This is a genomic window from Ilumatobacter nonamiensis YM16-303, from assembly GCF_000350145.1.
GTDB lineage: Bacteria > Actinomycetota > Acidimicrobiia > Acidimicrobiales > Ilumatobacteraceae > Ilumatobacter_A > Ilumatobacter_A nonamiensis.
This window is the reverse complement of sequence record NZ_BAOL01000057.1, coordinates 1-15,830: the sequence shown is the minus strand read 5'-3', so window position 1 is coordinate 15,830 and position 15,830 is coordinate 1. Positions and strand designations below refer to the sequence as shown.

Genomic DNA, 15,830 nt, shown 5'->3' with positions numbered 1-15,830 from the left:
CGGCGGGCGTACGCGTCGACCGGGATGTGGCAGGTCGCGGAGAGCTACACGAATCAGGTGCTCGACCGTCTCGTCCGGCAGCCGGTGAGCTGGCACCGCCGTCACCCCGATGGTGATCTGGTCGCGCGGGCGGGTGTCGACACCGAAACCACGGTGAGCGTGATCGCGCCGATCCCGTTCGCGACGAGCACGCTGCTGATGATCGTGATCTCCACGATCTGGTTGTTCATCACCGACGTTCCGCTGGGAATCGTGGCGGTGATCGTGTTCCCGCTCGTGATCGCCACGAACGTGGTCTACGAACGATCGGTCTCGGAGCACTACACGCAAGCGCAGGAACAACTGGGCGACTTCTCGGCGGCGGTGCACGAGAGCTTCGAAGGTGTGCAGCTGGTCAAGGCGTACGGCGCCGAGGGTCGCGAGACGGAGCGTCTGGCCGTCCTCGGCGATCGTGTCCGAGCGTCGCGTGTGCAGGCGATCGAGCGGAGGAGTTGGTTCGACGCGTTGACCGACATGATCCCGGCGATCGCGAACATCGGCCTCGTCCTGCTCGGTGCGATCCGGGTCGACGCGGGAGCGGTCACCGTCGGTGAGTTCACGAGCGTGATCTTCCTGTTCACGCTGCTCGTGCTGCCGTTGCGGCTGATCGGGTACGCACTCTCGGAACTGCCACGGTCGATGGCCGCGTGGATCAGGATCCAGGCGGTCGTGTCCGAGGTGGTGCTCGACGATCCGGCGATGTCGATCGGAGAAGCCCGCGACGGCGTCGGGATTCGCATCGACGGGGTCGGGTTCGCCCACGAGGACTCCGACCTCGCGTCGCTCCACGATGTCGATCTCGAACTGCCGGCCGGGTCGATCACCGCGCTCGTCGGACCCACCGGCTGCGGGAAGTCGACGCTCGCCGACGTGGTGGTCGGCCTCGTCCCAGCGACGTCCGGGTCGGTGGCGCTCGCGCCGGGACCGCGTTCGATCGTCTTCCAGGAGGCCTTCCTGATGGCGGGCACGGTGCGCGACAACGTCGTGTTCGGCAGTCACGCGTCCGACGAGGCGGTCTGGCGGGCGTTGCACATCGCATCGGCCGACGACTTCGTACGCGCGCTGCCGGGCGGACTCGACACGGTGGTCGGCGAGCGCGGGGTCAGTCTCAGCGGCGGACAGCGACAGCGCGTTGCTCTCGCACGGGCGCTCGTGCGCAACCCGTCGATCCTCGTACTGGACGACACCACGTCGGCACTCGACCCGGCCACCGAAGCGGAGATCCTCGATCGCCTGCGCGAGTCGCTCGAGGCGACCGTGCTGATGATCGCGTCGCGACCGTCGACGATCGCGCTCGCCGATGACGTGGTCTACATGCAGGCCGGACGGGTCGCCGGCCACGGCACACACGATGCTCTGCTCGCGAGCGAGTCGGGCTACCGCGAGATCGTCGAAGCGTTCGAGGCGGACCGGGCGGGTGCGACGTGACGGCGGGCTTCACCTCCAGTCTCGAGTCCGACGAGACCGCACTCACGACGATCCGTCGAGGACTGCGCGAGGTCCCGGTCCTGCGCAACGGGCTGTGGTGGACGTTCGCGCTCGCCGCGATCGGTTCGGGTGGACGCGTCGTCGTTCCGATCCTGATCCAACAGGCGATCGACAAGGGGATCGACGTCGATGGCAGCGACTCCGTCGACGTGGCCCTGGTGGCCCGGCTGTCGCTGATCGGCCTGGTCGCGGTCCTGGTCGCGGGCGTTGCCTTCCGACAGGCGGCGGTGCGGCTCGGCGTGCGCAGCGAGCAGGCGCTGTACGACCTGCGTGAGCGGCTGATCGGGCACATCCTCGCGCTCAGCCTGGCCGACCACGGCGACGAGCGTCGAGGAGGCCTCGTCGCCCGCGTCACCAGCGACATCGAGACGCTTGCCCAGTTCTTCCAGTGGGGCGGCATGTCGTGGATGCGCAATTCGGCGCTGATGCTGATCGTGTCGATCGTGATGGTCGCGTACGACCCACTGCTCGCGCTCGTCGCGTTCGTCGTTGCGTTCCCGCTCGCCGTCGTGCTGCGGGCGGTCCAGAAGCGGCTGGTTCGTGCGCACAGCAGTGCCCGCGAACGCAATGGCGAGATGCTGGGTGCGCTCGCCGAGGTGGTGTCGGGAGCCACCACGATCCGGGCCTACGAGGCCGGAGACCACCTGGGCGGCGTCGTGCGCACGGCCACCGCACGCAAGGCGCGTCAGCAGATCCGCGCAGCATGGATCGGGGCCTTCCTGTTCCCGTCCGGTGAGGTGTTCTCGGTGTTCACCGTGTCGGCGGTGATCGGCGTCGGCGTGTGGCAGGGACCGGCGAATGGTCTGACCGCGGGTGCACTGGTCGGCTTCGTCTTCCTGACGTACCGGTTCCTCGAACCGATCGCCGAGTTCACCGAGATCATCGACCAGACCCAGACCGCGGTGGCGGGCTTGCGTCGCGTGCTCACCGTGCTCGACATGCCGGTCGGACCTCCGGCGCCCGAGCAACCGGTCGATCCTCCGGCAGGTTCACTCGGAATCGGCGTCCACGACGTGAGGTTCCGGTATCCGAACACCGATGTCGACGTGTTGCGCGACATCGACCTGGACATTCCGGCCGGCCAGCAGGTCGCGATGGTCGGAGCGACCGGCTCGGGCAAGACCACGCTCGGCCGGCTGATCGCTCGATTCGCCGATCCGTCGTCCGGATCGATCTCGATCGGCGGGGTCGACGTGAGCGAGATCGATCCGGCGGTGCTCCGTCGGCGACTCGTCGTCGTGTCACAGGAACCATTCCTGTTCGACGACACGGTGCTCGCGAACATCGCCTTCTCCCGGCCGGGCAGTACGCAGGCGGACATCGAGCGGGTGATCGCCGACCTGGCGGCAACCGATTGGATCGACGCGCTCGACCATGGCCTCGCCACCCGTGTGGGAGAACGCGGCGAGACGTTGTCGGCAGGGGAGCGACAGCTGATCGCGCTGATTCGGGCCGGTCTGGCCGACCCCGACGTGTTGATCCTCGACGAGGCGACGTCGTCGGTCGATGCCCTCACCGAGGTCCGCGTCGCCCGCGCGCTCGATCGACTCGCCGCCGGACGCACCACGATCGCGATCGCCCACCGGTTGTCGACGGCCGCACGGGCCGACCGCGTCCTGGTGCTGGAGGACGGTCGCGTCGTCGAGGACGGACATCACGCGGAGTTGCTCACGCTGGGAGGCACGTACCGCCGCCTCCACGACGCGTGGATCTCGGCGACCACCGTCGCCGGCTCGGCCGGATCGAGCCGTCCCGCGTCGCTACAACCCGACGTCGAGCCCGAAGGGGAGCGGCCCGTTGACCGCGGAGACCTCACAGGTCAGGTCGTCGAAGCGGAGATCTTCCTCGACGACGAAGCGCGCGGTTGAACCTGCCTCGACGTCGTCCACATCGGCGGACTCGGTGTGCTCGCCGGCGAACGTCACCTCGATCGTGTAACTCCGTGTCGAGTCGGAGCGATTCTCGATGCTCCCCGACGCCCGGGTGACACCGTCGATCTCCTCACAGTGCAGCTCGCTGACCGTGTAGGGGCCGGGCTCACTGAACTGCTGGACCTCTGCGGCGACGATCACGCCGATCCACGTTCCGACGAGGGCGAGGATGAGTGCGACGGCGCCGGTGATGATTCCGACAATCGCCGCGTCGTGGGCGCTCGGAGTCCGTCGTCGCCGGAACCCGAGCACGATCGCTGCGATCGCCAGCCCACCGCCGACGACGCTGACGAACGGAATCCACGCGATGCACATCGCGATGATGCCGAGCACGAGCGGGGCCTTGCCCGCTTTCGCGCCGCAACCGTCGCCGGTCGTGTGGCCGTCCCCGGTCGGGAGCGGAGCGACATGGCGTTGGCCGTCCGTCGAGACGTCGCCGGTCCAGGTGCGCCCGTTGTGGTACCGCAGGTCGTACTGTCCGCTCGGGTCGGGATACCAGCCCGGGGATGAACCGACCGGGCCGTCCTGCACGGCGTCAACCTAGTGTGAGTCCGTGGAAATCGTGTTCATTCGTCATGGCCAGCCCGAGTGGATCCGGGATGGCCTGAACGTCACCAATCCGCCGCTCACCGACCTCGGCCACCGCCAGGCGTGGGCGTTGGCTGCGGCGCTCGGCGACGAGCACTTCGATCAGGTGTTCGCGTCACCGCTGACCCGGGCGCGTCAGACAGCAGCGCCCTTGTTCGAGGTCCTGAACCGGGACGAGCAGATCGCTCCATGGCTCGAGGAGATTCGCGATCCGTCCTGGCACGGAACGCCGCAGGAGAAGGCCGAAGCGGCGTACGCGGAGCTTCGGGGCCGTCCCGTGAACGACCGGTGGGACGGTCTGGACGGCGGCGAGTCGATTCGGGAGTTCACGTCGCGAGTACGGGAGGGCGCTGACGACTTCTTCGGCGCTCGCGGGATGGTGCGGTCGGAGCACGATCTTCCGATCTGGCACATCGAGGAGCCCGGCCGCAAGATCGTGCTCGTGGCGCACGCCGGAACGAATTCGGTCACGATCGCCCATCTCCTCGGCCTCCCACCGACACCGTGGGAATGGGACCGGTTCGTGATCGGCCACACCTCCGTCAGCCGGTTGGAGGCACTCGAGGTCCACGACGGCTTCACGTTCAGCCTGACCAAGCTCAGCGATCTCGAGCATCTCCCCACCGCCGATCGCACCCGCTGAAAAGGTTCGTTGGTGACGGTCACCGACGAACATTTCTCTACGGTGACGTCCATGACCGACACCGACACCAGCCGAGAGATCGACCCCGACAAGCTGAAGATGTTCTCCTTCGGCGTGTTCACGCAGTTGAGCGGCGCGGTCACGGCGGGCATGATCCATCTCGGCGACAAGCTCGGCCTGTTCACCGCGCTCGCCGCCATCGGCCGACCGGCGACGACCGCCGAACTGGCCGACGCCGCTGAACTCGACGAACGTTGGGTGCGTGAATGGGCGCACAATCAAGCCGCCGCCAGGATTCTCGACGTCGACACCTCGGTCTCGCCCGAGCTGTTCACGATGTCGCCCGAAGCCGTCGCCGTGCTCGCCGATCCCGACCACGTCGCCTACGGGATGGGGATGTTCCACCGGTTCCCGCAGACGATGGCCGCATTGGAACACATGCCCGAGAGCTTCCGCAGTGGGCTGGGCCACGACTACGACAGCCACGGCTGCGAAGGAGCGATCGGGATCGAGAAGAGTTTCGAACCGTGGATGCGACATCACCTGCTCGACACCGTGTTGCCGGCCCTCGACGGCGTGGTCGAGCGGCTGGAGGAGGGCGCGCACGTGATCGACATCGGCTGTGGTGCAGGTGGCGCGGTGCTGATGATGGCCGAGCGGTTCCCGAAGTCGACGTTCGTCGGTTACGACATCTCCGACCATGCGCTCCGTCGCGCGGCCGAGCGACTCGCCGAGTCGGGCGTGACGAACGCACGATTCGCCGACCCGCGACTCGCACCGATGCCTGCCGACCACTCGTGCGACCTCGTGACCACCTTCGACTGCATCCACGACATGACCCGGCCCCAGGAGATGATGGACGCGATCCGGGCGGCGATCAGCGACGACGGGACGTGGTTGCTCGTCGACATCAAGGGCCGCGACTCGTTCGCCGAGAACGTCGAGAAGAATCCGATGGCTCCGCTGATGTACGGCATCAGCGTCCTCTCGTGCATGAGCTCCGCGCTGTCCGAGCCCGATGGTGCCGGTCTCGGCACGCTGGGACTGCCGGCGTCGAAGGCGCAGGAGATGGCGGAGGCCGCGGGCTTCGGACAGTTCCGCAAGCTCGACGTCGACCACAGCGTGAACAGCTTCTACGAGATCAGCGTCTGACGCTCCGTCTCAACGGGGGTCCGACCCCAGTTGATACCTTCGGCCCATGAGCGACGACTGCACACTCGAGGACGTCAAGGCGTTCGCCACCCAACTGAGTCCGTGGGCGCACATCGCGACCGTGGGCTCCGACGGAGAGCCCGATGTGGTCCCCGTTCACCCCTGCTGGGAGGGCGACACGCTGTGGACGATGCTGGGCACCACGTCGGTCAAGGCGAAGAACGTGGCCGACAACCCGAAGCTGGCGCTGCACTGGCAGGTGACCGAGAACGGCGACGGCGTCGAGGTCTGGGGGACCGGTGAGGTGTTCACCGACCTCGAGACCAAACGGCGGCTGTGGGACGGCGTGTTCGACTACGACCTGAACGCGTTCGCTCCGGGTGGCCCGGACAGCTCCCCGGACACGGCGTTCCTCGCGATCACCCCGTCGCGGGCCTTGATCCTGAAGCAGTACGGCATGGGCGGGTTGCAGCGTTGGAGCGCCTGACCGAACTGTCACGGTCGATCGCCGGCCGAGTCGCGATCGTCACCGGTGCCGCGAGTGGAATGGGGCGGGCGACCGCCTGCCTCTTCGCCGACGAAGGAGCCCGCGTCGTCGTCGCCGACCTGGGCGCGGAACGTGTCGATGCCGTCGTCGAGGAGATTCGCACGACGTACGGCTCGACGGCAGCACTCGGCGTGGTGACCGACGTGTCGGACCCCGGGCAGCTGGAGCGGCTCGTCGCGTCGACTCTCGAGTGGGCGGGACGGCTCGACATCGTGGTGAACAACGCCGGCGTCTCGACGATCAACTCGCCGTTCCAGGATGCCGACGACTTCGAGTCCAGTTGGGCGCAGACCGTCGAGGTGAATCTCACGGCGCACGCCCGTCTCGTCCGTCTCGCGCTGCCGCATCTCATCGAGTCGGGGGAAGGTCGCATCGTCAACATCGCATCGACCGAGGCCCTGGTCAGCACCGCCGGGCTCACGGCGTACGCCGCCACGAAGGCAGGCGTGATCGGGCTGACGCAGTCGCTGGCCGTCGAACTCGGTCGGCACGGCGTGACGGTCAACGCCATCTGTCCCGGGCCGATCGACACGGCGATGACCGCCGCGATCGACGACGAATCGAAGGCGACCTACGCGCGCCGCCGTGTGCCGCTGCGCCGCTACGGGCAGCCCGAGGAAGTCGCGCAGATGACGCTGAACCTGTGTCTGCCGGCTTCGAGCTTCGTCAACGGCGTCCACATCCCCGTCGACGGCGGAATGTCGATCCGCCACACCTGACACGCACGACGAGCGCGACGTGTCGGGTCAGACCCGGAACGTCCCGCTAGGCGCCGTCGAACAGGCCGGTCAGTCCCGAGGGGTCGTGACGGCCGACGACGAGTTGCTCCAGCACACCGAGACCTTCGTGGACGCCGAGTGCCCCCGAGGTGCGCGCCTTGACCACGGTCTGGATGTGGACGTGCTGTGGCGCCGCGAGATCGTCGACCGGAAGATCCCACCGATCGCCATCGACCTGCAGCTCGCCTTTCCACACGCCGTGGCTCCACTCCGGATGGGTGTACCCGAGACCCATCATCTGGAAGTCGAACAACGGCTCGAACATCACCGTGGACGCTTCGCCATCCCACGGAACGAGGTCCAGTTCGAAGCTCGCGGCCGCCCGCGTACCGGGTCGCCACGAGATGCGGTAGTCAGCCGTACGCATCGCGCTCGCCGGTTCCGGGGCTCCCGTCTCGGATGACGCCATCGCGACGAAGGCCGCCTCGTGCCATCGTCTCCCGTCGAAGTGCTCGTTGACGTCGAAGTGCGTGGCGAACGTCTCGAAGTTGATCGGCGCCCAGAGCCAGAAGAACTGGGGGTCGGCCACCGGTGCACCGGTGGGAACGCGTTCGCCGACGGTGCGGATGCCCCACGATCGGTCCCGGCATCCGAACGTCTCGGCGGGCCCGAGTTCGTGCAGTTCGCCGTCGATCTCGATCCACCCCTCCCAGTTCCCGAACTGGGTCATGCGGGTGGAGTCCATCACGACTCGCTGGCCGACCTGATGGAAGAAGTGCGGCTCCTCGATTGCGGCGGTGCGACGAGTGAAGGTGAGATCGCAGCGAATTCCGTGTTCGGGTGACTCGACCGTGACACGCAGGACCCGGAGCGGCTCGACGACCTGGACCTCGATCGGGCCGACCTGGTTCGCCTCCCCGCGATCGGTGGGCGCGCGACGCGACGCATGCACGTTGACCTGGCGGGCATCGGCGGTCCCACCGTCGACGACGACGCTGAACGACGCGTCGGCGATGTGGCGGTTCGGATACAGCCCCATCGCCGAAGCAAAGTACAGCCGCGTGTCACGTGTGTATCCGCTGAAGAAGTAGCGGTCGTAGTGATTCAGATCGCTCGAACCGGTGCGCGCGACCGGCTGTGACGTCTGATGGATCGGAAAGTCGTCGAACGAACTCAGCACCCCACCGACCGTAGCCGTACGCTCTCGGGTGATGACGCGATCGCGCTACCGGCAGCTGGCCATCGTCACGACCGTGGGGATCTGCGTGCTCGTCGTGGCCGGAGGAGTGGTGCGCCTCACCGGCAGTGGCTTGGGCTGCGACGACTGGCCGAACTGCAACGACGAGCGCTTCATCGACGTGTCATCGGGCCACACGGCGATCGAGCAACTGAACCGGTTGCTGAGCGGATTGATCGGCGTGCCGACGGTGCTCCTGGTGGTGTGCGGCTTTCGTGCGGCTCCTCGCGGCGCGGGACTCCGGTGGCCGGCGGTCGGCGTGCTCGTCTCGGTGCTGGCGAACGGAGTCGTGGGTGGTCTCGCCGTGCGCGGCGACCTGCATCCGGCACTCGTGCAGTCCCATTTCCTGCTCGCGATGGTGTCGATCGCCTTCGGCCTGATCGCCGTGCGGGCAGGTTCCGAACGGCCGATCGTCTGGCGCAGCGTCGGCGAGGCGGGGGTGGTGCAACGGTTGTCGCTCGCCCTCGCGGCACTGACCGGCGCGGCGTTGGTGACCGGCACGATCGTCACCGGCGCCGGACCACATGCCGGCGAGGAGGACGTTCGCCGATACGGCTTCGACATCGGCACCGTCGCGCGGGTTCACAGCGTGACCGTGCTGGTCACGATCGCCTGCGCGATCGCGCTGGCGTGGGTCTGCGTGTCCAAGGCGCCGACTCTCCGGCCGGCGCTGTCCACCTGGCTGTTCGTGGCCATCGTGCAGGGAGGGGTCGGCTACGCGCAGTACCTCACGGGTGTCCCCGAACTGCTCGTGGGCGTGCACCTGGCCGGAGCGACGGCGCTCTGGGTCGCGACGGTCAGATTGGCGCTCTCCGCGCTCGACTGCGCGCCCGGTGCGGCAGAGTACTCGGCGGACAGGGTCCGTTCACAGGGCATTAACCGATCGGGTGTGACAAGGGTCTAGGGTATCCGCCCAATGCCGCACACGAAGCTGACACCAACTGCGCAACCGCGCTGGCTCAGGATCCTGCTCGGGGCCATCGTGGCACTGTTGGGTCTGACCGCGATCGGCGGGCCGGCACTGGCCCAGGAGGACGACTCGGGAGGCGAAGGAACCGAGGAGGTCGCGCCCGACGAGGGGGCCTCGGAGTCGATCGGTGGAGTCATCCAGGCTCGTGACGAAGAGGGCGAGCAGGTCTTGCTCGAAGGTGTCACCTTCATCGTGACCGACGCCGACGACAACGAGGTCGGAAGCGCGGACTCCGACGCCGAGGGCGTGTGGAGAGTCGATCTCCCCGGACCCGGCGTCTACTCCGTGCTCCTCGTCGAGGAGTCGCTGCCGGAGGGGAACTCACTCCGGAACCCCGACAACAACCCGCTGACCGAGATCAGTGTTCAGCCGAACACGAACAAGAACACGCTGTTCCCGCTCGGGGAACGCACGTCGAGCGGCGACAACACCAACCGCGTCGCGCAGTTGACGGTCGACGGCCTCAAGCTCGGCCTGATCATCGCGATCTGTGCGATCGGCTTGTCCTTGATCTACGGAACCACCGGCCTCGTCAACTTCTCCCACGGCGAGATGGTCACGATCGGCGCGATGACCGCCTACGTCATCAACGTCACGTGGGAGCTCTCGTGGTTCGGGAGCTGGATGAGTTCGCTCGTGTTCGGAGCGATGGTCGCGATCGCGTTCACGGGCTTCCTGGGCTACATCTACAACGAGTTCGTCTGGAAGCCGCTGCGCAACAAGGGAGCGAGCCTCATCGCAGCGCTCGTCGTGTCGATCGGCTTCTCGATCCTCGTCCGCTACGTCCTGCTGTACCAGTTCGGCGGTCGCGCCGGTTTCTACCGTGACTTCCGCATCGGGGAACCGATCGACTTCGGGATCTTCTCCATCCTCCGCAAGGACCTGTTCATCATCGTCTTCTCCGCGCTGGTCCTGGTCGCGGTCGGGCTCGCGCTGCAGAAGACACGCGCCGGCAAGGCCATGCGCGCCGTGGCCGACAACCGCGATCTGGCGGAGTCGTCGGGCATCGACGTCGAGAAGGTGATCCGACTCGTCTGGATCGTCGGGTCCGCCCTCGCCGGGCTCGGTGGTGTCATGTTCGGCCTCACAGAAAACATCAACTGGGAAATGGGCTTCCGCTTGCTGCTCCTCATGTTCGCCGGCGTCACGCTCGGTGGTCTCGGAACGGCCTACGGCGCCCTGCTCGGCAGCATCATCGCCGGCCTGTTCATCCAGCTGTCGACACTCATCCTTCCGGGTGACGTGAAGAACGTGGGTGCTCTGGTCGTCTTGATCTTGATTCTCCTCGTCAGACCACAGGGTCTGCTCGGACGAGCGGAACGGATCGGATAAGGGGGCGTCATGGACTATCAAGCCATCATCGAAAGTCTCTTCCGTGGACTGATCGGCGAACGCTTCATCGTGTTCGCTCTCGCCGCCATCGGACTCAACCTGCACTTCGGCTACACCGGCCTGCTGAACTTCGGTCAGGCGGTCTTCATGGCCGCCGGCGCCTACGGGCTCGCGATGACCGTCGTGACGATCGGACCGGCCGTCAACCGCAACACCGGCCTGAACATGTCGGAGTCGACCCTCTTCTGGGTCGGCATCTTCATGGCGGTGGTCGTGTTCCCCCTCGTGCTCGCGCTCCTGATGGGTATCCCGACGTTGCGACTACGTGCGGACTACCTGGCGATCGTCACGATCGCGGTCGCCGAGATCTTCCGTCTCATCGCGCGGTCGCCCTCGCTCGACAAGTGGACGGGCTCGTCGGACGGACTCACCGGGTTCACGAGCACGTTCTACGACCTCAGTCCGTTCACCACGACCGACCGCTACTTCTTCAACCTGTTCACCGGGAACCAGTTCTTCCTCGTCCTCGTCGGCTGGTCGATCCTGGCACTGGGAACGCTGCTGTGCTGGCTGATGATCAAGAGCCCGTGGGGTCGTGTCCTGAAGGCGATCCGAGAGGACGAGGACGCCGCCCGCAGCCTCGGCAAGAACGCCTACTCGTACAAGATGCAGGCGCTGATCCTCGGTGGCATGTTCGGTGCCGTCGGCGGCATGGTGCGTGCGGTCGGATTCTCCGTGGCGCAGCCGGACAACTTCATCACCGACGTGACGTTCTTCGTCTACGTCGCCCTGATCCTCGGTGGAGCCGGCAAGGTCTTCGGACCGCTGGTCGGTGCGGCACTGCTGTACGCCGTGCTGGACTCCTCGGACACGATTCTGCGACAGTTGGTTGCGAACGACTACATCCCGGAATCGATCATGAGCGGTACCCAGGTCGGCCAGGTGCGCTTCATGCTCGTGGGGCTCGGACTGATCCTCCTGGCCGCATTCCGGCCGCAAGGGATCTTCGGCAACAAGGAAGAGATGGCTCTCGATGACCGATAACTCTCCCCGGGAGGACGACTACCCGGCGATGAACGAGACGTTCGATCGCGCCTCGCCGTTCGCTGACGACGCCGGCGTGAAGGCCGGTCCTCGCCCCGACATCTCCGACGAGGAAGCCGACGCGGCGTTCGCGGAAGTGGTGACGGTCGACGGGGTCGACCCCGTGGCGGCCCGTGCTGCTCTCGCCGACGTGCCGTGGGAGCCGGGTGCGCCGAAGCCCGACCCGATCCTGGTGGCCGACGGCGTCGTTCGTCGATTCGGTGGTCTGACGGCTGTCGATGTGGACCACGTCGAGATCCAGCGCGGTGTGATCACCGCGCTGATCGGCCCCAACGGTGCGGGGAAGACGACGCTGTTCAATCTGCTCACCAACTTCGACACACCCGACGCGGGAACTCGAGTCTTCAACGACAAGAACATCGACAACGTCGCTGCGCACAACATCGCCGGACACGGCATGGTGCGTACGTTCCAGCTGACCAAGGCGCTGTCCAAGATGACGGTGATCGAGAACATGAAGCTGGGAGCCACCGGGCAGAAGGGGGAGTCGCTGTTCCGGTCGATCTTCCCGTTCATGTGGCGCAAGCAGGAGAAGGAGATCGAAGAGCGCGCCGACGACCTGTTGATCCACTTCAAGATGGACCACATGCGCGATCAGTTCGCCGGCACCCTGTCGGGCGGGCAGCGCAAGCTGCTCGAGATGGCACGAGCGCTCATGGTCGAGCCCGAGATGGTGATGCTCGATGAGCCGATGGCGGGCGTCAACCCGGCGCTCACGCAGTCGTTACTCGGACACGTCACCGGCCTGCGCGATCAGGGGATGACCGTGCTGTTCGTCGAACACGACATGGACATGGTGCAGGAGATCAGCGACTGGGTGATCGTGATGGCCGAGGGCCAGATCATCGCCGAGGGACCGCCGGCGTCGATCGGTGAGAACACGGCCGTGGTCGATGCCTATCTGGGTTCGCACCACGACTCCGCACTCGACCTGGACCAGGAGCTCTGATGTCCGACACCACGACGTCCGATCCGTCCGTCGACGAGTCGTCGACCGAACCGCTGCTCGTCGCTGACGCGCTCACCGCGGGGTACATCCCCGGGGTCAACATTCTGAACGAATGCAGCCTCACGCTCGCCGAGGGCGAGCTCGTCGGGATCATCGGGCCGAACGGCGCCGGGAAGTCGACGCTGGTGAAGGCGATGTTCGGCCTCGTCACCATCAACGACGGAGAGGTACGCCTCCGAGGTGAGAACATCACCGACCTGAAGGCGCACTCGCTCGTCAGCCGCGGAATCGGCTACGTCCCGCAGAACAACAACGTGTTCCCGGCGCTGACCGTGCGCGAGAACCTCGAGATGGGCGTGTACCTCAAGCCGAAGACGTTCAAGGAGCGGTACGGCGTCGTGGGTGACATGTTCCCCCGCTTGATCGAGCGCGCCGACCAGCGTGCCGGTTCGCTGTCGGGCGGTGAGCGCCAGATGCTCGCCATGGGGCGTGCCCTGATGATGGACCCGTCGGTTCTGCTGCTCGACGAGCCCTCTGCCGGGTTGTCACCGGCGTTGCAGGACGAGGTGTTCGTCCGTTGCCACCGGATCAACAAGGCGGGGGTGTCGATCGTGATGGTCGAGCAGAACGCCAGCCGTTGTCTGCAGATCTGCGATCGTGGGTACGTCCTCGATCAGGGCGCGAACGCGTACACCGGGACCGGAGCCGAGTTGCTCAAGGATCCGAAGGTGATCGAGCTGTACCTCGGCACGCTGGTCAAGGATCACCAGGAGTAGACGCCACGGCGGAGATCAGCGACGGTCGCTCGGTGGCGGATGCGCGGCGACGAGCGCCGCGAGTTCCGTCACGTCGATGTTGCCACCCGACATCACGACGCCGACATCGTCGGCGTCGCCGGTGAGCCCGGCGAGGACCGCAGCGAGCGCGGTGGCCCCACTGGGTTCGACGACCTGCTTGCAACGCTCGAACAGGAGCACACAGGTGTCGATGATCTGTTGATCGCTGACGGTGACGACCCGGTCGACGAGCCGCTGGTTGATCGGGAAGGTCAAGCGTCCAGGAGCGGTCACCGCGAGTCCGTCGGCGACCGTGATGGGCTGCGGGATCTCGACCCGATCACCCTTCGCGAACGATCGTGCGGTGTCGTCGGCCACGGCCGGCTCCACGCCGATGATCGTGATGTCGGACTGTGCTGCGCAAGCGGCAACCGCGCACCCTGCCATCAGGCCGCCGCCACTCATGGGAACCACGAGGGTGTCCACGCGGGACTGGGTGAGCAGTTCGTACGCCACGGTGCCCTGCCCGGCCATGATGTCCACGTCGTCGAACGGTTCGACCGCGATGGAACCGTGCGCTTCGACGTGAGCGTCGATCAACTGCGCACGGTCGTCGAGGAGGCGGTCGAAGAAGTGGATGCGAGCGCCGTATCCGCGGGTGGCGCGCTGTTTGAGAGCGGGGGCGTCGCGTGGCATGTACACGTCGACGGGAATCCCGAGTCGCTGGCCCGCGCATGCGACCGCCGTCGCGTGATTCCCCGAACTGACGGCGACGACGCCGTGCCGGCGGGCAGCGTCGAGGATCAACCGCAACTTGTTGTGCGCACCGCGGGCCTTGAAGGACCCTGAGCGCTGCAGGTGCTCGGCCTTGAGGTGCACCCGTCGGCCGGCGAGCGCGTCGATCGCCGCACTGTGCAGCACCCCGGTGCGGTGCACGTCGGGTTGGATGCGCTGCGCGGCATCCTCGATCGCATCGATCGTCAGCTCGGAATCGGTGGTCATCTCGGACTCCAGTCGGTGTCGCGGCCGGGACGCGGAACGGCCCGGAGCCGAAGCCCCGGGCCGTTCCGACAGTATTCAGTTGTTCAGCGAGTTTCGTTGATGTCGACTGATCCGAGGATCAGACGTCCACCGAACCCTGGACCGAACCGTCCACGACGATCTCACCGTTCTCGTCGAATTCCAGGATGAGGATGGAAGCCTGCGTGGGCTCACCTTCGTCACGGAACTCGAGCGGACCGGAAACGCCGTCGTAGTCGAAGTCTTCGCCGGCTTCGGCGAGCGGCAGGCACTCTTCGAAGCTGGTGCACTTCTCGCCACCACGGGTCACGTCGTTGATCTCTGCAGCGAGCGCAACGCCGTCGTCGGAGCCGGCCACGGTTGCGGCGAGCGCCATGATGACGACGGTGTCGTAGGACTCTGCGGAGTACGAGTAGTCGACGAGGCTGGGATCGACCTCGAGGAGGCCGTCACGGAAGTCGGCGAGCTCGCCTTCGACGTCGACACCCGGGAGGGTGCCGCGCATGCCGGCGAGGACGGTCGGATCATCGAAGGCCTCGGCGAGGGCGTTGCCCATGTTGCCGTCGGTGCCGTAGATGCTCTTGGCGTCCGGTCCGATTCCTGCCTCGATGAGGCCGGTCAGGATCTTCGACGTCTCGTCGAAGCCGATGATCACGATGGCGTCGGAGTCAGCCTCCTGAGCCACGGCGACGACGTCGTCGAAGTTCTCTGCCTTCGGGTCGTAGATGTTCTCGGCGTCGACGACGCCACCCTGGTCCTCGAACGGGCCCTTGGTGAACTCGAGCAGGCCGGTGCCGTAGGCATCGTTGAGCACGAGGAACGTCGCCGAAGCGTTGCCGTCGGCGATCATGATGTCGGCGAGTGCCGCACCCTGAACGACGTCGGACGGAGCCGTACGGAAGTACAGGTCGCTGTCGTCGTAGTCGGTGAACGTCGGGGAGGTGTTCGCCGGGCTGAAGTGGACCTTGCCGGCCTGGGTGATCTTGTCGATCACGGTCAGCGACACACCGGAGCTCGCGGCTCCGACGAAGCCGTCGACATCCTCGGCGAGGAGGCGGTCGACCGTGGCGTTGGCCACTTCACCGTTGTCGCCGGAGTCGCCGGGCAGGTACACGACGTCCTGTCCGAGCACACCGCCGGCAGCGTTGACGTCTTCGACGGCGAGGTTCACGCCGGCGATCTCGGGCGGGCCGAGGAATGCGAGGTTGCCGGTCTCCGGCAGGATTCCGCCGAGCACGAGCTGACCCTCGGTCGATCCGGTGCCTTCTGCGGCGCCTTCCTCTTCCATGGCTTCGCTGGTTTCGGTCTCAGCTTCTTCCATGGCTTCGCTGGTCT

15 protein-coding genes are annotated in these 15,830 nt (G+C 66.6%); 11 read left to right on the top strand and 4 right to left on the bottom strand.

What is annotated here, in order from left to right; all coding sequences use genetic code 11:
* Both ON45_RS06955 and ON45_RS06950 read left to right on the top strand, forming a co-directional pair.
* The coding region (locus ON45_RS06955) for an ABC transporter ATP-binding protein (RefSeq protein ID WP_040492922.1) at positions 1 to 1,467 on the top strand (1,467 nt) is incomplete at its 5' end.
* Entirely contained in the window at positions 1,464 to 3,395 is a 1,932-nt protein-coding gene (locus tag ON45_RS06950; RefSeq protein ID WP_051062639.1) for an ABC transporter ATP-binding protein, read from the top strand. The genes ON45_RS06955 and ON45_RS06950, both read left to right, overlap by 4 nt.
* Here ON45_RS06950 and ON45_RS06945 read toward each other — a convergent pair.
* On the bottom strand, positions 3,288 to 3,989 hold the full coding sequence (locus ON45_RS06945; protein WP_040492916.1) for a DUF2510 domain-containing protein: 702 nt from the start codon (positions 3,987 to 3,989) through the stop codon (positions 3,288 to 3,290). The two genes, ON45_RS06950 and ON45_RS06945, sit on opposite strands and share 108 nt — an antisense overlap.
* Positions 3,990 to 4,011: 22 nt before the next feature.
* Between ON45_RS06945 and ON45_RS21210 the strand changes: the two genes are divergently transcribed.
* The 4 genes from ON45_RS21210 to ON45_RS06925 are packed head-to-tail and all read left to right on the top strand — an operon-like array spanning position 4,012 to position 7,107.
* Positions 4,012 to 4,689 (top strand): histidine phosphatase family protein, encoded by a 678-nt coding sequence (locus tag ON45_RS21210; RefSeq protein ID WP_051062638.1) that lies wholly within the window; start codon positions 4,012 to 4,014, stop codon positions 4,687 to 4,689.
* Positions 4,690 to 4,740: 51 nt separating this feature from the next.
* Positions 4,741 to 5,841, top strand: a complete 1,101-nt coding sequence (locus ON45_RS06935) for a class I SAM-dependent methyltransferase (RefSeq protein WP_040492915.1) — start codon at positions 4,741 to 4,743, stop codon at positions 5,839 to 5,841.
* Between the two features lie 46 nt (positions 5,842 to 5,887).
* On the top strand, positions 5,888 to 6,328 hold the full coding sequence (locus ON45_RS06930) for a pyridoxamine 5'-phosphate oxidase family protein (protein WP_040492914.1): 441 nt from the start codon (positions 5,888 to 5,890) through the stop codon (positions 6,326 to 6,328).
* Positions 6,316 to 7,107: an SDR family NAD(P)-dependent oxidoreductase gene (locus tag ON45_RS06925; RefSeq protein WP_051062637.1), complete on the top strand. Its 792-nt coding sequence runs from the start codon at positions 6,316 to 6,318 to the stop codon at positions 7,105 to 7,107. The genes ON45_RS06930 and ON45_RS06925 overlap by 13 nt, the downstream gene beginning before the upstream one ends.
* Before the next feature lie 46 nt (positions 7,108 to 7,153).
* Here the strand turns inward: ON45_RS06925 and ON45_RS06920 are convergent, their stop codons facing one another.
* Positions 7,154 to 8,287, bottom strand: coding sequence for an Rv3169 family protein (locus tag ON45_RS06920; protein ID WP_040492913.1), 1,134 nt, complete (start codon positions 8,285 to 8,287; stop codon positions 7,154 to 7,156).
* A 31-nt stretch (positions 8,288 to 8,318) separates the two neighbouring features.
* On the opposite strand from ON45_RS06920, the gene ON45_RS06915 reads away from it, so the two are divergent.
* The 5 genes from ON45_RS06915 to ON45_RS06895 are packed head-to-tail and all read left to right on the top strand — an operon-like array spanning position 8,319 to position 13,475.
* The gene (locus tag ON45_RS06915) at positions 8,319 to 9,248 is read left to right on the top strand and encodes a COX15/CtaA family protein (RefSeq protein ID WP_051062636.1); all 930 of its coding nucleotides are present in this window, start codon (positions 8,319 to 8,321) and stop codon (positions 9,246 to 9,248) included.
* A gap of 12 nt (positions 9,249 to 9,260) precedes the next feature.
* Complete coding sequence (locus ON45_RS06910) at positions 9,261 to 10,646, top strand: branched-chain amino acid ABC transporter permease (RefSeq protein ID WP_040492912.1); 1,386 nt, start codon at positions 9,261 to 9,263, stop codon at positions 10,644 to 10,646.
* Between the two features lie 9 nt (positions 10,647 to 10,655).
* Positions 10,656 to 11,690 carry a branched-chain amino acid ABC transporter permease gene (locus tag ON45_RS06905; protein ID WP_040492911.1) on the top strand — a complete coding sequence of 345 codons (1,035 nt, stop codon included), beginning with the start codon at positions 10,656 to 10,658 and terminating at the stop codon, positions 11,688 to 11,690.
* Positions 11,680 to 12,699, top strand: a complete 1,020-nt coding sequence (locus ON45_RS06900) for an ABC transporter ATP-binding protein (RefSeq protein ID WP_241432165.1) — start codon at positions 11,680 to 11,682, stop codon at positions 12,697 to 12,699. The genes ON45_RS06905 and ON45_RS06900 overlap by 11 nt, the downstream gene beginning before the upstream one ends.
* On the top strand, positions 12,699 to 13,475 hold the full coding sequence (locus ON45_RS06895; protein ID WP_040492910.1) for an ABC transporter ATP-binding protein: 777 nt from the start codon (positions 12,699 to 12,701) through the stop codon (positions 13,473 to 13,475). The genes ON45_RS06900 and ON45_RS06895 overlap by 1 nt, the downstream gene beginning before the upstream one ends.
* A 15-nt stretch (positions 13,476 to 13,490) precedes the next feature.
* Here the strand turns inward: ON45_RS06895 and ON45_RS06890 are convergent, their stop codons facing one another.
* The gene (locus ON45_RS06890) at positions 13,491 to 14,477 is read right to left on the bottom strand and encodes a threonine/serine dehydratase family protein (protein WP_040492909.1); all 987 of its coding nucleotides are present in this window, start codon (positions 14,475 to 14,477) and stop codon (positions 13,491 to 13,493) included.
* Positions 14,478 to 14,595: 118 nt separating this feature from the next.
* Positions 14,596 to 15,830, bottom strand: a 1,235-nt coding sequence (locus ON45_RS06885; RefSeq protein ID WP_040492908.1) for an ABC transporter substrate-binding protein, incomplete at its 5' end; no start/stop codon positions are given.